Source organism: Microbacterium galbum (assembly GCF_032464915.1).
Taxonomy (GTDB): Bacteria; Actinomycetota; Actinomycetes; order Actinomycetales; family Microbacteriaceae; genus Microbacterium; species Microbacterium galbum.
This window is the reverse complement of sequence record NZ_JAWDIS010000003.1, coordinates 581,318-601,885: the sequence shown is the minus strand read 5'-3', so window position 1 is coordinate 601,885 and position 20,568 is coordinate 581,318. Positions and strand designations below refer to the sequence as shown.

The window sequence follows — 20,568 nt, the reverse complement described above, 5'->3', positions numbered from 1 at the left end:
AGCGGCACCCCTCGGGGAATCAGACGGATGCCAGAGCTGTGCGCAGCGTGTCGAGACCGACGCCGCCGATGTCGAGGGCCCGGGTGTGGAACTGCTTCATCGAGAAGTCCGCCCCGCGGCGCTCCCGCTCCTCCTCGCGCACCTGCTCCCAGATGCGCTGGCCGACCTTGTAGGACGGTGCCTGCCCCGGCCACCCGAGGTACCGGTTGACCTCGAAGCGCACGAACTCCTCGCTCATGTTGACGTTCTTCAGCATGAAGGCGAGGGCGTAGTCGTGATCCCAGGTGCCGTTGCCGTCGAGGCGCGGCTTCTGCAGGTGCACGCCGATGTCGAGCACCACGCGCGCCGCGCGCATGCGCTGCCCGTCGAGCATGCCGAGACGGTCGGCGGGGTCGTCGAGGTAGCCGAGCTGCTCCATCAGACGCTCGGCGTAGAGGGCCCAGCCCTCCGCGTGCCCGCTGGTGCCGGCCAGCAGGCGGCGCCACGAGTTGAGTTCCGCGCGGTTGTACACGGCCTGAGAGATCTGCAGGTGGTGGCCCGGCACGCCCTCGTGGTAGACGGTCGTGAGTTCGCGCCACGTGTCGAACGTGTCGACGCCCTCCGGCACCGACCACCACATGCGACCCGGTCGGGAGAAGTCGTCGGTCGGACCGGTGTAGTAGATGCCGCCCTCGTTCGTGGGCGCGATCATGCACTCCAGGCGACGGATGGGCTCGGCGATGTCGAAGTGCGTGCGACCCAGCTCCTCGACGGCTTTGTCACTGGTGCGCTGCATCCACTCCTGCAGGGCCTGCGTTCCGCGGAGCTTGCGCGACTCGTCCTTCTCGAGGAAGGCCACGGCTTCCTCGACGCTCGCGCCGGGCAGGATCTCGTTCGCGATGGCCTCCTGCTCGGCGACCATGCGCGCGAGCTCTTCGACGCCCCACTCGTACGTCTCGTCGAGGTCGATCTCGGCCCCGAGGAAGCGGCGCGAGTGCAGCGCGTACATCTCGCGGCCGACGGCGTCGACGTCGCCCGCCACCGGGGCGAGCTCCCCCGCGAGGAATGTCGCGAGCGCGTCGTAGGCCACGCGTGCGGCGTTGGCGTTGGCGGACAGGTCGCGGGCGAGGGATGCCGGCAGCTGGCCCTCCTCGGGAGCGGCATCACCGACGAACTCGGCGAAGAACCCCGTGTCGGACGTGTATCGGGCGATCTGCGTCACGACCTCGGTCACCTGACGGCGGGCCGGAACGACGCCCTCGGCGATTCCGCGACGGAGCGTCGCGACATACCCGTCGATCGCAGCCGGGAGCGCCTTCATGCGCTCCGAGATGATCGACCAGTCGTCCACTGTGGCGGTGGGCATGAGGTCGAACGTCGAGCGGATGTCCTGCGCCGGCGAGGCGATGACGTTGAGGTCGCGCAGATGCGTCTTCGCCTCGTGCTGCTCGATCGTCAGGTCGAGCTCGCGACCCAGGTCCATCTTCGTGACCGTGTCGATCGCGTCGACGGGCTCGGCGGTCTCGAGCGCGCTCCGCGTCGCGCGCGCATCGGACACGAGGGCCTCGGCCCCCTCGGGGCTGTAGTCGCCGAAGCGGCCGTTGTGCTCGAACCGGCCGATGTAGGTCGCCAGTGTCGGCTCGCGCTCGGCCAGGGTGTCCACCCACGCGTCTGCGATCGTGTCGATCGGCGTGGGGCTGCGGTGTGCGTCAGTCATCCTCCGAGCCTAGGGAAGGCTCAGCGATGGCGCACCCCGCCCCCGCCGGTGGAGGCGTCGGGGAGGAGGGGTGGCCGGGATCAGTGACCCGCTTCGTCCCAGTCGCCGCCGCGACCGATCTGCACGTCGAGGGGCACCGACAGGTCGGCCGCGTCGGCCATGCGCGCGCGCACGATGCCCTCCACGGCATCCCACTCCCCCGCCGCGACCTCGACGACGAGTTCGTCGTGGATCTGCAGCAGCACGCGAGAACGCAGTCCCGCGGATGCCAACTCGTCGCGGATGCGGAACAGCGCGACTTTCATGATGTCGGCGGCACTGCCCTGGATGGGGGCGTTCAGCGCCGCGCGCTCCGCGTTCTCGCGCAGGACCCGGTTCATGCTGGTGAGATCGGGGAACGGCCGGCGTCGACCGAAGATCGTCTCGGTGTAGCCGTCTTGACGGGCCTGCTCGACCGAGCCCCGCAGGTAGTCGCGCACCGCACCGAAGCGGGCGAAGTACTCGAGCATGAGCTTCTTGGCCTCGGACTGTTCGATGCGCAGCTGCTTCGACAGGCCGAAGGCGGACAGTCCGTAGACGAGGCCGTACGACATGGCCTTCACCTTCGTGCGCATCGCGGGCGTGACGTCCTGCGGATCGACACCGAAGACGCGCGCGCCGACGAACCGGTGCAGGTCTTCGCCGGAGTTGAACGCCTCGATCAGACCGGGGTCGCCGGAGAGGTGCGCCATGATCCGCATCTCGATCTGGGAGTAGTCGGCGGTCAGCAGCGTCTCGTAGCCCTCGCCGACCTCGAACGCGGCGCGGATGCGACGGCTCTCCTCGGTGCGGATCGGGATGTTCTGCAGGTTCGGGTCGGTGCTCGACAGGCGGCCGGTCTGGCTGCCGGTCTGCACATACGTCGTGTGGATGCGTCCGTCGGCGCCGGTCGCGGTGTCGAGGGCGTCGATGATCTGCTTGAGCTTCGTCGCCTCGCGGTGGCGCAGCAGCAGGTCGAGGAACGGGTGCGGAGCGCTCTCCTGCAGGTCGGCGAGGGCAGCGGCATCCGTCGTGTACCCGCTCTTCGTCTTGCGCGTCTTGGGCAGCTGAAGCTCGTCGAAGAGCACCTCCTGCAGCTGCTTGGGCGAGCCGAGGTTCACCTCGTGCCCGATCGCCGCGTAGGCGTCGCGCGCGAGGGCGTCGGCGCGCGCACCGAGCTCGGCCGAGAACCCGGACAGCTTCTCGTGCGACACGGCCACCCCGGCCAGCTCCATGTCGGCCAACGCCGTGAGGGTGGGCAGCTCGATGTCGTCGAGCACGGAGGCGACCTTCTCGGGCAGCGTCCCGCGCTGCGCCTCGGCGACGCGGCGGGTGAACCACGACAGCTGGCCGGGAGTCGCGCCCTCCGTCTCGGGGACGAGCTGGGTGGGATCGGCGACCGGCAGCTTCTCGTCGAGCTCGCGCTCCACGAGGTCGGCGAGCGACTTGTCGGGGAAGCTCGGGCGAACGAGCCATCCGGCCAGCAGCACGTCGAATGCCACGCCGCCCACCGTGACTCCCTCGCGGGCGAGGGCTTTGATCTGGGGTTTGGCATCGCAGAACACCTTGGGGGCATCGGATGCCAGCCACGGCGCCAGCGCGTCGCGGACGGCCGGACTCCATTCGGCCTCGACGGCCGCGTCAGCAGACGCGAGACCGATCGCCGTGGGCACGGAACCGGAGAGGCTGAGGGTGACCCCCACCTCGCCGTGCGCGTCGGTCGCCCACGCCGCGAGGGCCGCGGGGTCGAGGCGCTGCGGCGCGGGAGCGGTCGCGGTCGGGCGGACCTCTTCGACGACGCCGCCCTCGGCGCCCAGCGCGTCGAAGACGCGCGGCAGCAGCGTGCGGAACTCCAGGCGGGCGAAGATGTCGCGGACGGCCTGCGCATCGAGCGGCTGGACGGCGAGGTCGTTCGGGCCGACCGGGAGCTCGACATCGCGCAGCAGGCGGTTCAGCGCGCGGTTGCGCTTGACGGCGTCGAGGTGCTCGCGCAGGTTGTTGCCGACGACGCCGGGGATCTTGTCGGCGTTGTCGAGGAGGGCCTCGAGCGACCCCCACTGTGTCAGCCACTTGACGGCGGTCTTCTCGCCCACCTTCGGCACGCCGGGCAGGTTGTCGCTCGTCTCGCCGACGAGGGCGGCGATCTCGGGATACTGAGCCGGCGGCAGCCCGTACTTCTCGATCACCGCGTCGGTGTCGTAGCGCTTGAGCTGCGAGACGCCCTGCACGTTGGGGTAGAGCAGCGTGACGTCGTCGGTCACGAGCTGGATGGTGTCGCGATCACCCGAGCAGACCAGCACCGTGAAGCCCTGCTCCTCCCCCTGCGTGGCGAGGGTCGCCAGGATGTCGTCGGCTTCGAAGTCTTCTTTCTTCAAGACCGGAACACCCATCGCGGCCAGGCACTCCTGCAGGAGCGGGATCTGCCCCTTGAACTCGGCCGGCGACTCGCTGCGGTTGGCTTTGTACTCCGTGTATTCGCGCGTGCGGAACGATTGCCGCGACGTGTCGAAGGCGACGGCGAGGTGCGTGGGCTTCTCGGCCTTCACGAGGTTCACGAACATCGACAGGAAGCCGTAGATGCCGTTGGTGTGCTGGCCGTCCTTCGTCGAGAAATTGTCGACCGGCAGCGCGTAGAACGCGCGGTAGGCCAGCGAGTGGCCGTCGACGACGAGGAGAGTAGGCTTTTCGGCATCCGTCACTCTCCCAGCGTAACGAGAACCACGGACACTCCCCCGGCTCGGCCCGATTCGCGGCCGTCCCGCCCGGTACGACGAAGGCGACGATGAGCAGCTCCACGACTCCCGACACCCGCAGTGGCCTCGACTGGGCGCGCGAGCGCGGCATGGGGGCCCTCGCCGCGAAGATGGGCATCGAGTGGGTCGAGTTCTCGGTCGAGCGCAGCGTCGCGACGATGCCCGTCGAGGGCAACACCCAGCCGGTGGGTCTCCTGCACGGCGGCGCCTACGTCGTCCTCGGCGAGTCGCTCGGGTCGATGGCGGCCAATCTCTACGCCGGATCCGGCAAGCTCGCGGTCGGCATCGACATCAACGCCACGCACACGCGTTCGGCCACCTCGGGCATCGTCACGGGGGTCTGCACCCCGATCCATCTCGGTCGCTCGCTGACGGTCCACGAGATCGCCGTGAGCGACGAACAGGGCCGGCGCTGCTCGACCATCCGCATCACGAACATGATCAAGGACGCCCCGCAGCCCTGACCCGGATTTGCGCGGGAGGACCCGGAGCCTGTCGAAGGGTCCGGGCACAACGAGAAATGGATGCCACGCACGTGGCATCCATTCTCGAAAGGCGCTGCGCTCAGCCCTTCTTGGGCGCCAGCTGCTCGATGATCGCCTTGGCGACGTCCTGCATGGTGAGGCGGCGGTCCATGGACGCCTTCTGGATCCAGCGGAAGGCCTCGGGCTCGCTCAGGCCCATCTTCTCGTTCAGCAGACCCTTCGCGCGGTCGACGAGCTTGCGGGTCTCGAAACGCTCGACCATGTCGGCGACCTCGGCCTCGAGCGTGATGATCTGCTCGTACCGGGCCAGGGCGATCTCGATCGCCGGCAGCAGGTCGTTCGGCGTGAAGGGCTTGACCACGTAGGCCAGGGCGCCGGCCTCGCTGGCGCGCTCGACGAGCTCCTTCTGGCTGAACGCCGTCAGCAGCACGACGGGGGCGATGTGGTTCTTGCTGAGCTTCTCGGCGGCGCTGATGCCGTCGAGCTGCGGCATCTTGACGTCCATGATCACGAGATCGGGACGCAGCTCGGTGGCCAGCTGCACGGCGGTCTCGCCGTCACCTGCCTCGCCGACGACGTCGAAGCCGTTGTCGCGGAGGATCTCGACGATGTCGAGGCGGATCAGCGACTCGTCTTCCGCGACGACGACGCGACGCGGTGCGGTCGGCGCAGTGGCCGGGGCGGCTTCTTGATCAGTCACGAGACCATCCTAGAACGTGGATTCGCGCACCCACGGGAGACCGCGGATGCGATAGGGCGTACCGGTGGTGGGACTCGAACCCACACGTCTTTCGACAGAGCATTTTGAGTGCCCCGCGTCTGCCATTCCGCCACACCGGCAGGTGTTGTGTTCCCAATGTACCGGGCGGGAACGCAACACGACGCGCGCCGGGGTCTCCGGCGCGCGTCGTGAGGGCTCAGACTTCCTGGTACCCGGGGGCCGCGCCGTGCACGGCGTCGCCCACGCGGTGCACGCGCAGGTCGTTCGTCGAACCGGCGATTCCGGGAGGGGAACCGGAGATGACGACGACCTTGTCGCCGACCTTGGCCAGGTCGTGCGTGAGCAGGTAGTCGTCGACCTGCAGGAACATCTTGTCGGTGTGCGACACGTGCTCCACCAGGGTCGAGCGAACGCCCCAGGTCAGCGCGAGACGACGGCGGATGCCGGGCTCCGGCGTGAACGCGATCATCGGGATGGTCGAGCGCAGGCGCGACATCCGGCGGGCGGAATCGCCCGACTCGGTGAAGACGCACAGGTACTTCGCCTCGACGAAGTCCGCGACCTCGACGGCGGCGAGGGTGATGGCGCCACCCTGCGTGCGGGGCTTGTTGGTCAGCGGCGCGATGCGCTCGAGACCGTGCTCCTCGGTCGACTCCACGATCCGGGCCATCGTCTCGACGACCACCACGGGGTAGGCGCCCACGCTGGTCTCGCCGGACAGCATGACCGCGTCGGCACCGTCGAGCACGGCGTTGGCGACGTCGGACGTCTCGGCGCGCGTGGGGACGGGGTTGGTGATCATCGACTCGAGCATCTGCGTCGCGACGATGACGGGCTTGGCCATGCGGCGGGCGAGCTCGACGGCGCGCTTCTGCACGATGGGCACGGCCTCGAGCGGAAGCTCGACGCCCAGGTCGCCGCGGGCGACCATGATGCCGTCGAACGCGTCGATGATCTCTTCGAGGTTGTCGACTGCCTGCGGCTTCTCGATCTTGGCGATGACGGGCACGTAGCGTCCCTCTTCGGCCATGATCTCGTGCACGCGCTCGATGTCCTTGGCATCCCGCACGAACGAGAGGGCGATGAGGTCGGCACCGGCGTTGAGGCCCCAGCGCAGGTCGGACTCGTCCTTCTCGCTCAGCGCGGGGACGTTCACGGCCACGCCGGGCAGGTTGATGCCCTTGTTGTTCGACACGGGACCGCCGACGATGACCTTGGTGGTCACGACGGTGCCGTCGGTCTCGACGACCTCCACGCGCACCTTGCCGTCGTCGATGAGGAGGAAGTCTCCCGGGCGGACGTCCTGGGGCAGGCCCTTGAAGGTCGTGCCGACGATCTCCTTGGTGCCGAGGATGTCTTCGATCGTGATCTTGAAGATGTCGCCGGGCAGCAGGTCGTGCGGACCGTTCTCGAACTTGCCGAGACGGATCTTCGGGCCCTGGAGGTCGACGAGAGCGGCGACCGGGCGACCGGCGTCCTCTGCGGCCTTGCGCACGTTGGCGAAGTTGGCGTCGTGCACGGAGTAGTCTCCGTGGCTCAGGTTGAGGCGGGCGACGTCCACCCCGGCGTCGATGATGGCGCGAACCATCTCATACGACGACGTGGCGGGCCCGAGTGTTGCGACGATCTTGGCGCGTCTCATCCGTTTTCAAGCTCCGTGAGGATTTTCGGGAAGTGGCCGATCGGCCCTTGCCAGCTTAGGCGGGCAGGAGGCCGATGGCGACATCGGTCGGGCGCACCGGCGCGGGGAGCACCGTTTCGCCCATGAGGAAGGTGTCGACCTCGGCGGCGGCCGCGCGGCCCTCCGCGATGGCCCACACGATGAGCGACTGTCCGCGCCCCGCGTCGCCGGCCACGAACACGCCCGGCGTCGTGGTGGCGTAGGTCGCGTCGCGCTCGACGTTGCCGCGGTTCGTGAACTGCGTGCCGAGCTGGCTCTCCAGGTGCTCCCGCTCCGGGCCGGTGAAGCCCATCGCGATCAGCACGAGGTCGGCGGGGATCTCGCGCTCGGTGCCGCTCTTGGGCACGCGACGGCCGTCGACGTACTCCGTCTCGGCCACGCGCAGCGCGCGCACCTCTCCTGCGGCATTGCCGAGGAACTCCACGGTCGAGGCGAGGAACGTGCGCTCCCCGCCCTCCTCGTGAGCGGATGCCATCTCGAACAGGTTCGGCATCATCGGCCAGGGCTGCTCGGACGGACGCTCGGAGGGCGGCTGCTTGCCGATCGCGAGGTTCGTCACGCTCAGCGCGCCCTGGCGGTGGGCCGTACCGATGCAGTCGGCGCCGGTGTCGCCGCCGCCGATGACCACCACGTGCTTGCCGGCGGCGCTGATCTGCTGCGGGATCTGGTCGCCCGCGACGGCCTTGTTGCCCTCGATGAGGTATTCCATGGCGTAGTGCACGCCGTCGAGGTCGCGACCCGGGATGGCGAGGTCGCGCGGCACGGTCGAACCGGTGGCCACCACGACGGCGTCGTAGCGCGCGCGCAGGTCGCTCCACGAGATGTCCGTGCCGATCTCGACGCCCGCGCGGAAGCGGGTGCCCTCGGCCTGCATCTGGCGCAGGCGCAGCTCGAGGTGGCGCTTCTCCATCTTGAAATCGGGGATGCCGTAGCGCAGCAGACCGCCGATGCGGTCGTCGCGCTCGAAGACGGCGACGGTGTGCCCGGCGCGGGTCAGCTGCTGCGCGGCCGCGAGACCCGCGGGCCCGGAGCCGACGACCGCCACGGTCTTACCCGTCAGACGCTCCGGCGGCTCGGGCTCGACCCAGCCGTTGCCGAACGCCTCGTCGATGATCGAGACCTCGACCTGCTTGATCGTCACGGCCGGCTGGTTGAGGCCGAGCACGCACGAGCTCTCGCAGGGCGCGGGGCACAGGCGCCCCGTGAACTCCGGGAAGTTGTTCGTCGCGTGCAGGCGCTCGATCGCCGCGCGGCCCTCGCCGCGCCATGTGAGGTCGTTCCACTCGGGGATCAGATTTCCGAGCGGGCACCCCTTGTGGCAGAACGGGATACCGCAGTCCATGCAGCGGCCGGCCTGGCGCTTGATGACGGCCGAATCACCCGGCTCGTACACCTCTTTCCAGTCCATGATGCGCACGGGCACCGGTCGACGCTTCGGGAGCTCGCGCTCCGTGGTCTTGAGAAAGCCCTTCGGGTCAGCCACCCGTCACCTCCAGAATGCGCGTCCAGACGACGTCGCCGTCGGGGTCCAGCCCCTCGGCCACCGCCTCCTGGCGGGTCTGCAGCACAGCGGCGTAGTCGCGCGGCAGCACCCGGACGAAGTTGTCCACCTCGGCCTCGAAGTCGTCGAGCAGACGACGGGCCAGCGTGGAATCGGTCTCCGCGACGTGCTTCTCGAGCAGGTCGCGGAGGATCTCGGCATCCCCCGATCCGAGGGCGCCGAGGACGAGCTCACCGGATGCCATGGCCTCGCGGTTCACCTTGTCGCGGTCGAGCTCGTAGACGTAGGCCTGTCCGCCCGACATGCCGGCGCCGAGGTTGCGGCCGGTGGCGCCGAGGATGACGGCCAGTCCGCCGGTCATGTACTCGAGCGCGTGGTCGCCCACACCCTCGACGACCGCCGTGGCTCCGGAGTTGCGCACGAGGAAGCGCTCGCCCACCACACCGTTGAGGAACATCTGTCCCTGCGTGGCGCCGTAGCCGATGACGTTTCCGGCGATGACGTTCTCGCTCGCGGCGAAGGACGACCCGCGCGGCGGGCGTACCACGATCGTTCCGCCGGAGAGCCCCTTGCCCACGTAGTCGTTCGAGTCGCCCTCGAGACGCAGCGTGATGCCGGCGGGCATGAACGCGCCGAACGACTGCCCGGCCGAACCGGTCAGGCGCACGTCGATCGAGTTCTCCGGCAGACCGTGCTCGCCCCGCGCCTTGGTGACGTGGTGGCCCAGCATGGTCCCCACCGCACGGGCGGTGTTGCGGATGGGCAGGTCGATCGTGAGCTGGCCTCCGTGCGCGATGACGTCCTGCGCACGCTCGATGAGCTGCACGTCGAAGTGGTCGTCGAGCTCGTGGTCCTGGTTGCGGGCGTGACGGCGCGGCTCGTCGTCGGCGAAGCGCGGTCCCTCGAGGATCGGCGCGAGGTTGAGACCGCGCGCCTTCCAGTGCTGGATCGCCTCGTTCGCATCGAGCAGCTCGGACCGGCCGACGATCTCGTCGATCGAGCGGTAGCCGAGGGCGGCGAGGTACTCGCGCACCTCCTGCGCGATGAACTCCATGAAGTTCACGATGTACTCGGCCTTGCCGGTGAAGCGCTGGCGCAGGACCGGGTTCTGCGTCGCGACGCCCACGGGGCAGGTGTCGAGGTGGCACACGCGCATCATGATGCAGCCCGAGACGACCAGGGGCGCGGTCGCGAAGCCGAACTCCTCGGCGCCGAGCAGGGCGCCGATGATGACGTCGCGGCCGGTCTTCATCTGTCCGTCGACCTGCACGACGACGCGGTCGCGCATGCCGTTGAGCATGAGCGTCTGCTGCGTCTCGGCCAGGCCCAGCTCCCACGGGGTGCCCGCGTGCTTGAGCGAGTTCATCGGGCTCGCGCCCGTGCCGCCATCCTGACCCGAGACCAGGATGACATCGCTCAGCGCCTTCGCGACGCCCGCCGCGACCGCGCCGATGCCCGACTGGCTGACGAGCTTCGTGTGGATGCGGGCCGAGGGGTTGGCGCGCTTGAGGTCGAAGATGAGCTGCTTGAGGTCTTCGATCGAGTAGATGTCGTGGTGCGGCGGCGGCGAGATGAGACCCACTCCCGCGGTCGCGTGACGCGTGCGCGCCACCCACGGGTACACCTTCGTCGGCGGCAACTGACCGCCCTCGCCGGGCTTGGCGCCCTGGGCGAGCTTGATCTGGATGTCGTCGGCCTCGGTCAGGTACAGGCTCGTCACACCGAAGCGACCGGATGCCACCTGCTTGATGGCGCTGCGGCGCTCGGGGTCGAGAAGACGGTCGACGTCCTCCCCGCCCTCACCGGTGTTCGACTTGCCGCCGATGCGGTTCATCGCGACCGCGAGGACCTCGTGCGCCTCTTTCGAGATGGAGCCGTAGCTCATGGCGCCGGTGGAGAAGCGCTTGACGATCGCGGAGACGGGCTCGACCTCGTCGATCGGCACGGCGGGCCGCTGACCGGTGCGCAGGCCGAAGAGTCCGCGCAGGGTCTTCAGCTCGTGCGCCTGGTCGTCGATGAGCTGCGTGTACTCGCGGAAGATGTCGTACCGGCGCTCGCGGGTCGCGTGCTGCAGGCGGAACACCGTGTCGGGGTTGAACAGGTGCGGGGCGCCGTCGCGACGCCACTGGTACTCGCCACCGGTCCACAGGCGCTCGTGCGCGCGCGCCGCGGCATCCTGGGGGTAGGCGTACTCGTGACGCGCGGCGTTCTCGGCCGCGATGACGTCGAGGCCGACGCCGCCGAGCTTGGTCTCGGTTCCGGTGAAGTACGCGTCGATGAACTCCCGGGAGAGGCCGACGGCTTCGAACACCTGAGCGCCCGCGTACGACGACACGGTCGAGATGCCCATCTTCGACATGATCTTCAGCACGCCCTTGCCGAGCGCGTAGATCAGGTTCTTCACGGCCTTCTCGGGCGTCACACCGGTGATGAAGCCGGCGCGGACGAGGTATTCGACCGTCTCCATCGCCAGATAGGGGTTGACCGCCGAAGCGCCGTAGCCGATGAGGGTGGCGACGTGGTGCACCTCGCGCACGTCACCGGCCTCGACCACGAGGCCCACCTTCATGCGCGTCTCCTTGCGGATGAGGTGGTGGTGCACGGCGGCCAGCATGAGCAGCGACGGGATCGGCGCGAGGTCCTTGTTGCTGTCGCGGTCGCTGAGCACGATGAACTCGGCGCCGTCCTCGATGGCCTGGTCGACCTCGGTGCACATCTGCGTGAGGCGCTTCTGGAGCCCCTTGTGCCCCGCTTCGACGCGGTACAGGCCGCGGATCGTCACCGAGGAGCGCCCGGCCAGGGCGGTGTCGATGTGCTGGATCTTGGCGAGCTCGTCGTTGTCGATGACGGGGAAGTCGAGCGTCACCGTGCGGGTGTGGTCCGGGCCCCAGTCGAGGAGGTTGCGCTCGGGGCCGAGACCCAGCGACAGCGAAGTGACGACCTCCTCGCGGATCGAGTCGAGAGGCGGGTTGGTGACCTGCGCGAACTGCTGCGAGAAGTAGTCGAACAGAAGACGCGGACGATCGCTCAGCACCGCGACGGGCGCGTCGCTGCCCATCGCACCGAGCGGCTCGGTGCCGCCCTGGCCCATGGGGGTCAGCAGGATGCGCACCTCCTCCTCGGTGTAGCCGAAGGTGCGCTGGCGACGGGTGATCGAGGCGATGGGGTGCACGATGTGCTCGCGCTCGGGGAGCTCGCTGAGCTTGACGCGTCCCTTGTCGACCCACTCGCCCCACGGGTGGAGCGCCGCGAGGTCGGCCTTGATCTCCTCGTCCTCGACGATGCGGCGCTGGGCCGTGTCGACGAGGAACATGCGTCCGGGCTGCAGACGACCGCGGCGCTTGATGCGCTCGGGCGCGAAGTCGAGCACACCGGTCTCGGAGCCGATCACGACGAGGCCGTCGGTGGTCTCGGTCCACCGGCCCGGGCGCAGACCGTTGCGGTCGAGCGTGGCGCCGACGAGCGTGCCGTCGGTGAAGATGAGCGCGGCCGGTCCGTCCCACGGCTCCATCTGCATGGAGTGGTAGTCGTAGAAGGCGCGCAGATCGGGGTCGATCGTGGCCTGCTTCTCGTAGGCCTCGGGCACCATCATCATGATCGCGTGCGGCAGGCTGCGACCGGTGAGGGTCAGCAGCTCCAGCACCTCGTCGAAGGATGCCGAGTCACTGGCGCCCTCGGTGCAGATGGGCAGCAGCGGGCGCACGTCGCCGATCAGCTCGGACTCGAGCTGCGACTGGCGGGCGCGCATCCAGTTGCGGTTGCCCTTGACGGTGTTGATCTCGCCGTTGTGCGCGAGCATGCGCAGCGGCTGCGCGAGCGGCCACGACGGGAAGGTGTTGGTCGAGTAGCGCGAGTGCACCACGGCCAGCTCGGACGCGAATCGCTCGTCCTGCAGGTCGGGGTAGAACGGCTCGAGCTGCAGCGTCGTGACCATGCCCTTGTAGCCCAACGTGCGGCTGGAGAGCGAGACGAAGTACGCCTCGAGCTCGTGGCGCGCGCGCTTGCGGAGCCGGTAGACGCGGCGGTCGAGCGCGATACCCGCCAGGGCGGGCTGGTCGCCGACGGCGGGGCGCGACACGAAGAGCTGCTCGAACGCGGGGCGTGCCTCGTAAGCGAGCTTGCCGAGGTTCTCGGGCTCGACGGGCACCTCGCGCCAGCCGAGCACCTCGAGGTTCTCGTGGCGGGCGATCTCTTCGATCCCGGCCTTCATCGCGACGCGCTCGTCGTGCCCGAGGGGCAGGAACACCATGCCGGCGGCGTACTCCCCCACCGGCGGCAGGTCGAAGTCGACCACGGCGCGCAGGAATGCGTCGGGCATCTGCGTCAGGATGCCGGCACCGTCACCGGTGCCCGCGTCGGAGCCGATGGCGCCGCGATGCTCGAGGTTGCGCAGCGCCGTCAGCGCCAGGTCGATGATGTCGTGACCGGCTTCGCCGCGGAGAGTGGCGACCATGGCGAGGCCACAGGCGTCTTTCTCGAACGACGGGTCGTACATTCCCTGTCGGGCGGGGAATGCTCCTCCGACGGTGTCGGAGCGCAGGCTGGAAGCCATATCAACCGTCCTCACGTTGATGCTTCGAATGGGACGACGTCGGCCCAGAGTGTTAGTTCGTGGCGGGGCTGCTTGTGGCGCTGGTGCCGACGGTGTCGTTCGTCGCGGGCGGCTCGCTCACGTCGACGAAGTCAGAGGGGTCGCCTGAGTCTACAGCCCCCGGAGCCTTCGACTCGCGCCCCGGGACGTACGGTGACGGCTCGAGACCGTGGTGACGGCGCGACTGCACGGCGAAGATGACGATGCCGAGGATGACGCCGAAGATCGCGGCCCAGACGTTCGTGCGCAGGCCCAGGATGATGTCGCTGGGGTCGATGCGGATGGACTCCCACACGATGCGGCCGGCGCTGTACCAGACCAGGTAGATCGCGAACTGCTTGCCCCACTGGAGCGTGAAACGCTTGCCGACGTACAGGATGACCGCGGCGCCGAGCAGGTTCCAGATGACCTCGTAGGCGAAGGTGGGGTGGAACAGCGTGCCCGCGGGCAGGCCGACGGGGAGCGCGGAGTTGCCCGCGGCGATCTCGAGCCCCCACGGCAGGTCGGTGGGCTGGCCGAAGAGCTCCTGGTTGAACCAGTTGCCGAAGCGTCCCATGGCCTGGGCGATGATGAGGCCGGGCGCGAGGGCGTCGGCGAAGGTCCAGAACCGGATGCCGGTCCAGCGGCATCCGAGGATTGCGCCGATGGCGCCGCCGATGAGGGCGCCGTAGATGGCGATGCCCCCCTCCCAGATGGCCCACACGGACCCGGGCTGCGTGATGTTCCACGGGTTGGAGCCGGGGCCGAAGTAGAAGCCCGTATGCGTGGCCACGTGGTAGATGCGCGCCACGATGATGGCGAGCGGCACCGCCAGGAGGCAGATGTCGATGACGACCCACTTCTCGGCGCCGCGACGCGTCAGACGGGCGTTCGTGAGGAACACCGCGACGATGATGCCCGCGACGATGCACAGGGCATAGAAGTGGATGCGGAGCGGACCGAGATCGACGTAGGAGATCGTCGGGCTCGGGATGCTGGCGAGCACGCCGGAGGCGGCGCTCGAGAGGGCGAACGTCATGCAGACGAGTCTAGGCGCGCTGAACGGCGCCCGCGGACAGCTCCCTCGCGAGGGAGGAGAGGCCGTCGACACCGCCGTCGCGCAGCGCCTTGACCAGCGCGGTGCCGACGATCGCGCCGTCGGCGTACTCGACGACACCGGCGACCTGCTCGGCGTTGGAGATGCCGATACCCACGCACGCGTGCTGCACCCCGAACGCCCGCAGCCGCTCCACGAGACCCCGCGCGGCGGCGTCGAGAGAAGCGCGCTCCCCCGTGATGCCCATCGTCGACACGGTGTACACGAAGCCCGTGGAGGCGTCGACGATCATCTTCAAGCGCTCGTCCGACGAGGTGGGAGCGGCGAGGAAGACGCGGTCGAGCCCCGTGCGCTCGCTCGCCGCGATCCAGGCCTCGCCCGCGTCGGGGGTGATGTCGGGCGTGATGAGGCCCGCTCCCCCGGCGGCGACCAGTTCGTCGGCGTATCGGTCGACGCCGTACTGCTCGACGAGGTTCCAGTACGTCATGACGAGGATGGGCACGTCGGTGCGCGCCGTGACCTCGCGGATGATCGTGAAGAGGTCGCGCATGCGGAAGCCGCCTGCCAGCGCCGTCTGCGTCGCCTCCTGGATGACCAGGCCGTCCATGACGGGATCGCTGTAGGGCGGTCCGAGCTCGATGACATCGGCGCCGGCCTCGGCGAGGGCGACGGCCGCCTCGATGCTCGTGGCGACGTCGGGGTAGCCGGCGGGCAGGTAGCCGACGAACGCGCCGCGACCGTCCGCGTGGGCGGCCTCGATCGCCGTGGCGACGCGCGAGGTCATAGCTCGACCCCCGCACCGCTGGCCGCGTCGGGCGCCGGCGCGACGTCGACCGGGGATCCGGGAGCGGATGCCACGGTCTCGGCGGCGCGCGTCTGCGCACGGCCCTCGGCCATCTCCGGCGCGTGCTCCGCGTCGTAGAGGTCGAAGTACCGGGCGGCGGTGTCCATGTCCTTGTCGCCGCGGCCGGAGAGGTTGATCGCGATGACGGCATCCGGGCCGAGCTCGCGCCCGATGCGCAGGGCGCCCGCGAGGGCGTGCGCGGACTCGATCGCGGGGATGATGCCCTCGGTGCGCGAGAGCAGGCGCAGGGCCTGCATGGCCTCGTCGTCGGTGGCCGGGATGTACTGGGCACGGCCGATGTCGGCGAGCCACGCGTGCTCGGGGCCGACGCCGGGGTAGTCCAAGCCGGCCGAGATCGAGTGCGATTCGGTGGTCTGACCGTCTTCGTCCTGCAGGACGTAGGTGCGCGCGCCGTGGAGGACGCCCGGGCGACCCCGACCGATGGACGCCGCGTGCTTGGGGGTGTCGACGCCGTCGCCCGCCGCTTCGACGCCGTAGAGGGCCACGCCCTCGTCGTCGAGGAAGGCGTCGAACATGCCGATGGCGTTGGATCCGCCGCCGACGCAGGCGAGAACGGCATCCGGAAGGCGACCGAGTCGTTCGAGGAACTCGGCGCGCGTCTCTTCGCCGATGATCTTCTGGAAGTCGCGCACCATCGCCGGGAACGGGTGCGGGCCCGCCGCGGTGCCGAAGATGTAGTTGGTGGTCTCGACCGACGCGACCCAGTCGCGGTAGGCCTCGTTGATCGCGTCCTTGAGGGTGCGCGACCCCGTCGTGACCGGCACGACCTCGGCGCCCAGCAGGCGCATGCGCGCGACGTTGAGCGCCTGACGCTCGGTGTCGACCTCGCCCATGTAGATCACGCAGTCGAGACCGAACAGCGCGGCCGCGGTCGCGGTGGCGACGCCGTGCTGACCGGCTCCGGTCTCGGCGATCACGCGCGTCTTGCCGAGGCGCTTGGTGAGCAGCGCCTGGCCGAGCACGTTGTTGATCTTGTGCGAGCCGGTGTGATTGAGGTCTTCGCGCTTGAGGAAGACGCGTGCGCCCCCCGCGTGCTCGGCGAAGCGCGGCACCTCGGTGAGCACCGAGGGGCGACCCGCGTAGTCGTGCAGCAGGGCGCTCAACTCGGCGTGGAACTCCGGGTCGGCCATGGCCGACTCGTAGACCTCGGTGAGCTCGTCGATCGCGGCGATGAGCGACTCGGGCATGTAGCGCCCGCCGAAGTCGCCGAAGAACGGCCCCTTCTGGTCGCGCAGCTTCTGGACGGGAACGGTGGTCATGACGTCTCCTGGAGGAACGCGCGGAGGGTGGCGACGGGGTCGCCGGTCACGAGGGCCTCGCCGACGAGCACCACGTCGGCGCCGGCGGCGCGGTAGTGGGCGACGTCGGCGGGGGCGAGCACGGCGGATTCGGCGATCTTGATCGCATCGGTCGGGAAGCGATCGGCGAGCGAGCCGAACAGGTCGCGGTCGAGCTCGAACGTCGAGAGGTTGCGGGCGTTGACGCCGATGAGCTTCGCCCCGAGCTGCGAGGCCCGTTCCAGCTCGTCGGCCGAGTGCGTCTCGACGAGGGCGGTCATGCCCAGGTCGGTGACGAGACCGTACAGCTCGCCGAGCGTCTTGTCGTCGAGTGCGGCGACGATGAGCAGCACCAGATCGGCGCCCGACGCGCGAGCCTCGAGCACCTGGTAGGGCGTGGCGATGAAGTCCTTGCGCAGCACGGGGACGCTCACCGCGGCACGGACGGCCTCGAGGTCGGCGAGGCTCCCCTTGAACTTGCGGCCCTCCGTGAGCACGGAGATCGCCGAAGCGCCGCCCTCCTCGTACAGGCGCGCCTGTCGCGCGGGATCCGGGATCGACGCGAGGTCGCCGCGCGAGGGGCTCGCGCGCTTGACCTCGGCGATGACCTTCACCCGGTCGGCGGGGGCCAGCATGGCCAGCGCGTCACGGGCCGGGGTCTGCGCGAGGGCGTCGCGTTCGACATCGGCGAGCGAGCGCGTCTGGGCGCGCTGCTCGGCATCCTCCACCGCTCCGGCCGTCAGATCGGCCAGCACGGTCAGTGCGCCTTCGGGTTGGACTTCGCGCCGTTCGCGCCGTAACCGGCCTTGGTCATGGCCCAGCCGACGATGGCGCCGACGACGAGCAGACCCACCGACGCCCACACCAGCACCGGCATGTCGAGCCAGAAGAACAGCGTGCCGAGCGTGAAGGCGACCAGCATGATGATCACGGCCGTCCAGGCGGCGGGCGAGTGTCCGTGGCCGGGATCGCCGATGGGGTTGCTCATGGGACTCCTAACAGTCGCGCGCGGGCGCGGGGGAAAGCGTTCGACCAGTCTATCGAAGCGCGGTGGGCCTCTCCCGCCGTCGTCTCGATGTCGCGAGGTCGGTCTCAGGCCGTGGGGTCGTCGCCGCGGGAGAGGTCGTCCCACGAGTCGATCGCGTCGTGGGGTCGACCGGTGGCGGTGCCGGCCTCCTCGGCCGTGCGGTACTTGCGGCTCGCGCCCGAGGCCCATCGGCGCGCGGTGACGAGCGTAAAGACGGCCGCCGCGGCGAGGACGACCTGGGCCACCAGCGTCACGGCGGGCCAGGGGGTGAGTGACAGGCCGCTGACGAGCGAGGCGACGGCATCCGTCCCCGAGATCCCCGTCGCCTCGGTGACCGCCGCGGCCGTCGCCGAGACGGGGGTGGCGAACAGCAGCTGCGCGGTTCCGACGCCCACGAGACCCGCGATCAGGATGCCGAGCACTCCGAACAGGTACCGCAGCACGGGGCCGACGATCGACAGGGCCGCGCCCAGGGCCAGGGCGGCGAGGCTGAGGGGGGTCAGCACGGGGAGGGCGTCCGCGCCGGAGACGGCGATGGTCTGCTGCGCACCGTCGTCGAGGGTGACGTCGATCCACGTCTGCGTCGACGCGATGACGCCGATCGCCCCCGCGGCGAGCATCGCGAGCACCGCCAGGGAGCGGGCGCGTCGCATCAGCGCTCCCCCACGACGGCGTGCAGGTCGTCGGCGTCGAAGCACGTGTGGTCGCCGGTGTGGCACGCGGCGCCGATCTGGTCGACCTCGATGAGCAGTGTGTCGCCGTCGCAGTCTAGGCGCGCGCCCTTCACGATCTGGATGTGCCCGGAGGTGTCCCCCTTGCGCCAGTACTCCTGACGCGAGCGGGACCAGAAGGTGACGCGGCCGCTGGTGAGGGTGCGGTTCAGGGCCTCGGCATCCATCCACCCCATCATCAGCACCTCGCGCGTGTCGAACTGCTGGATGACGGCGGGAACCAGACCGTCGGCGTTGTAGGTGACACGGTCGACGCTCATCGGCGCACCTCGATCCCGTCGGCGGCCATGGCGTCTTTGACCTCTCCGACCGTCAGCTGACCGGAGTGGAACACGGATGCCGCCAGCACCGCGTCGGCACCGGCCTGCACGGCAGGGGCGAAGTGTTCGAGCGCGCCCGCACCGCCGGAGGCGATGACCGGGACCGCGGCGACCTGGCGCATGAGGCGCACGAGCTCGAGGTCGAAGCCCTGCTTGGTGCCGTCGGCGTCGATCGAGTTCACCAGCAGTTCGCCGGCTCCGCGCTCGACGGCCTCGCGCGCCCACTCGAGCGCGTCGAGGGTCGTCTCGGTGCGGCCGCCGTGGGTGGTCACCACGAAGCCGGACGGGGTGGATGCCGCCCGCTTGACGTCGAGCGAGAGCACGACGACCTGGGCGCCGAAGCGGTCGGCGATCTCGTCGATGAGCTGCGGACGGGCGATCGCGGCGGAGTTGACGCCGATCTTGTCGGCGCCGACGGCGAGGAGTCGTGCGACGTCGTCGCTCGAGCGCACTCCCCCGCCCACGGTGAGCGGGATGAAGACCTGCTCGGCCGTGCGGCGCACGACGTCGTAGGTGGTGGAGCGCTCGTCGACGGTGGCGGTGACGTCGAGGAACGTGACCTCGTCGGCGCCTTGGTCGAAGTAGAGCTTCGCGAGCTCGACAGGGTCGCCCATGTCGCGCAGGTCGAGGAAGTTGACGCCCTTCACGACGCGGCCCGCGGCGACGTCGAGGCAGGGGATGACGCGACGCGCGAGGGTCATCAGAGCCTCGCGGCGAGGATCTCGGTGACGAGGATCGCTCGCGCGCCGATCGCGTAGAGCGCGTCCATGACCTGGTTGACGTCTCGGCGCGGGCTCATCACCCGCACGGCGACCCACTCGGGGTCGCGCAGCGGCGAGATCGTGGGCGATTCCAGACCCGGGGCCACCGCGACCGCCTGCTCGACGAGGGCGGCGGGCAGGTCGTAGTCGATGAGCACGTACTTGCGGGCGGCGAGGACACCCCGCAGGCGTCGCAGCAGCGTCTCGGTGCCGTCGGCCTCCTGCGGACCGGCGATCAGCACGGCGTCGCTCTCGAGCAGGACCGGTCCGAAGATCTCGAGCCCGGCCTGGCGCAGCGTCGTGCCGGTCGAGACGACATCGGCCACGGCATCCGCCACTCCGAGCTGCACGGCCGACTCGACCGCGCCGTCGAGCGGCACGATGTCGACGGCGATGCCGCGCTCGTCGAGGAAGGCGTCGACCAGGCCCGGGTAGGCCGTCGCGACGCGGAGACCCTGGAGGTCCTGCACGTCGGTGAAGCGGCCGGGGCGACCCGCGAAGCGGAAGGTGGAGCCGGCGAAGCCGAGGGACTCGACCTCTCGCGCGCCGGGCATGCGGGCGTCGAGCAGCAGGTCGCGACCGGTGATGCCGACGTCCAGCGCGCCGGAGCCGACGTAGGTCGCAATGTCACGGGGACGCAGGTAGAAGAACTCGACCTCGTTGACGGGGTCGACCGTGTACAGGTCTTTCGAGTCGCGTCGTCCGGTGTATCCGGCCTCCGAGAGCATCTCGGCGGCGGTCTCGGCGAGCGACCCCTTGTTCGGCACGGCGATTCGCAGCATGACGGGGGCTTTCGTGTTGTGTGAGCGTGGGGAGGGCGAGTGCGGCTCAGAGATGTCGGTAGACGTCTTCGAGCGACAGCCCCTTCGCGAGCATGAGGGTCTGCAGGTGGTAGAGCAGCTGCGAGATCTCCTCGGCCGCGGCCTCGTCGGACTCGTACTCGGCGGCCATCCACACCTCGGCGGCCTCTTCCACGATCTTCTTGCCGATCGCGTGCACGCCGGCGTCGAGTTGCGCGACGGTGCCGGAGCCTTCGGGTCGCTCGACGGCCTTGGCGCTGAGTTCCGCGAACAGGTCGTCGAAGGTCTTCACCCCTCCAGGGTAT

At 69.6% G+C, this 20,568-nt stretch carries 17 protein-coding genes and 1 tRNA gene; 1 reads left to right on the top strand and 17 read right to left on the bottom strand.

Annotation, left to right across the window (positions count from 1 at the left end; all coding sequences use genetic code 11):
* Nucleotides 1–19 precede the first annotated feature (19 nt).
* Both RWH45_RS15650 and polA read right to left on the bottom strand, forming a co-directional pair.
* Nucleotides 20–1,696, bottom strand: coding sequence for a DUF885 domain-containing protein (locus tag RWH45_RS15650; protein WP_315995785.1), 1,677 nt, complete (start codon nucleotides 1,694–1,696; stop codon nucleotides 20–22).
* 80 nt (nucleotides 1,697–1,776) lie between these two features.
* The gene (gene polA / locus RWH45_RS15645; protein ID WP_315995784.1) at nucleotides 1,777–4,413 is read right to left on the bottom strand and encodes a DNA polymerase I; all 2,637 of its coding nucleotides are present in this window, start codon (nucleotides 4,411–4,413) and stop codon (nucleotides 1,777–1,779) included.
* An 83-nt stretch (nucleotides 4,414–4,496) separates the two neighbouring features.
* On the opposite strand from polA, the gene RWH45_RS15640 reads away from it, so the two are divergent.
* The gene (locus tag RWH45_RS15640) at nucleotides 4,497–4,931 is read left to right on the top strand and encodes a hotdog fold thioesterase (protein ID WP_315995783.1); all 435 of its coding nucleotides are present in this window, start codon (nucleotides 4,497–4,499) and stop codon (nucleotides 4,929–4,931) included.
* A 100-nt stretch (nucleotides 4,932–5,031) separates the two neighbouring features.
* Here RWH45_RS15640 and RWH45_RS15635 read toward each other — a convergent pair whose 3' ends face one another.
* From RWH45_RS15635 to RWH45_RS15565, 15 genes are all read right to left on the bottom strand, one after another.
* Complete coding sequence (locus RWH45_RS15635) at nucleotides 5,032–5,652, bottom strand: ANTAR domain-containing response regulator (RefSeq protein WP_076675473.1); 621 nt, start codon at nucleotides 5,650–5,652, stop codon at nucleotides 5,032–5,034.
* A 59-nt stretch (nucleotides 5,653–5,711) separates the two neighbouring features.
* A tRNA-Leu gene (locus RWH45_RS15630) sits at nucleotides 5,712–5,792 on the bottom strand.
* Between the two features lie 77 nt (nucleotides 5,793–5,869).
* On the bottom strand, nucleotides 5,870–7,315 hold the full coding sequence (gene pyk / locus RWH45_RS15625) for a pyruvate kinase (protein WP_315995782.1): 1,446 nt from the start codon (nucleotides 7,313–7,315) through the stop codon (nucleotides 5,870–5,872).
* A 55-nt stretch (nucleotides 7,316–7,370) separates the two neighbouring features.
* Nucleotides 7,371–8,837, bottom strand: a complete 1,467-nt coding sequence (locus RWH45_RS15620) for a glutamate synthase subunit beta (RefSeq protein WP_315995781.1) — start codon at nucleotides 8,835–8,837, stop codon at nucleotides 7,371–7,373.
* Nucleotides 8,830–13,407, bottom strand: coding sequence for a glutamate synthase large subunit (gene gltB, locus RWH45_RS15615; RefSeq protein ID WP_315995780.1), 4,578 nt, complete (start codon nucleotides 13,405–13,407; stop codon nucleotides 8,830–8,832). The genes RWH45_RS15620 and gltB overlap by 8 nt, the downstream gene beginning before the upstream one ends.
* A gap of 52 nt (nucleotides 13,408–13,459) precedes the next feature.
* Nucleotides 13,460–14,464: a prolipoprotein diacylglyceryl transferase gene (gene lgt, locus RWH45_RS15610; protein WP_315995779.1), complete on the bottom strand. Its 1,005-nt coding sequence runs from the start codon at nucleotides 14,462–14,464 to the stop codon at nucleotides 13,460–13,462.
* 10 nt (nucleotides 14,465–14,474) lie between these two features.
* Nucleotides 14,475–15,266: a tryptophan synthase subunit alpha gene (gene trpA / locus RWH45_RS15605; protein WP_315995778.1), complete on the bottom strand. Its 792-nt coding sequence runs from the start codon at nucleotides 15,264–15,266 to the stop codon at nucleotides 14,475–14,477.
* Nucleotides 15,263–16,606, bottom strand: a complete 1,344-nt coding sequence (gene trpB / locus RWH45_RS15600) for a tryptophan synthase subunit beta (RefSeq protein ID WP_315995777.1) — start codon at nucleotides 16,604–16,606, stop codon at nucleotides 15,263–15,265. Before trpB ends, trpA begins: the two co-directional genes overlap by 4 nt.
* Nucleotides 16,603–17,379, bottom strand: coding sequence for an indole-3-glycerol phosphate synthase TrpC (gene trpC / locus RWH45_RS15595; protein ID WP_315995776.1), 777 nt, complete (start codon nucleotides 17,377–17,379; stop codon nucleotides 16,603–16,605). The genes trpB and trpC overlap by 4 nt, the downstream gene beginning before the upstream one ends.
* 2 nt (nucleotides 17,380–17,381) lie before the next feature.
* Nucleotides 17,382–17,612: a DUF6704 family protein gene (locus RWH45_RS15590; RefSeq protein WP_116239751.1), complete on the bottom strand. Its 231-nt coding sequence runs from the start codon at nucleotides 17,610–17,612 to the stop codon at nucleotides 17,382–17,384.
* Between the two features lie 104 nt (nucleotides 17,613–17,716).
* A complete protein-coding gene (locus RWH45_RS15585) occupies nucleotides 17,717–18,304 on the bottom strand; it encodes a Trp biosynthesis-associated membrane protein (protein WP_315995775.1) in 588 nt (195 codons plus the stop codon).
* Nucleotides 18,304–18,642, bottom strand: coding sequence for a phosphoribosyl-AMP cyclohydrolase (gene hisI, locus RWH45_RS15580; protein WP_315995774.1), 339 nt, complete (start codon nucleotides 18,640–18,642; stop codon nucleotides 18,304–18,306). Before hisI ends, RWH45_RS15585 begins: the two co-directional genes overlap by 1 nt.
* Nucleotides 18,639–19,403, bottom strand: a complete 765-nt coding sequence (hisF, locus tag RWH45_RS15575) for an imidazole glycerol phosphate synthase subunit HisF (RefSeq protein WP_315995773.1) — start codon at nucleotides 19,401–19,403, stop codon at nucleotides 18,639–18,641. The genes hisI and hisF overlap by 4 nt, the downstream gene beginning before the upstream one ends.
* A complete protein-coding gene (gene hisG / locus RWH45_RS15570; RefSeq protein WP_076675493.1) occupies nucleotides 19,403–20,245 on the bottom strand; it encodes an ATP phosphoribosyltransferase in 843 nt (280 codons plus the stop codon). Before hisG ends, hisF begins: the two co-directional genes overlap by 1 nt.
* 46 nt (nucleotides 20,246–20,291) lie before the next feature.
* Nucleotides 20,292–20,555 (bottom strand): phosphoribosyl-ATP diphosphatase, encoded by a 264-nt coding sequence (locus RWH45_RS15565; RefSeq protein WP_094732978.1) that lies wholly within the window; start codon nucleotides 20,553–20,555, stop codon nucleotides 20,292–20,294.
* Nucleotides 20,556–20,568: the final 13 nt, after the last annotated feature.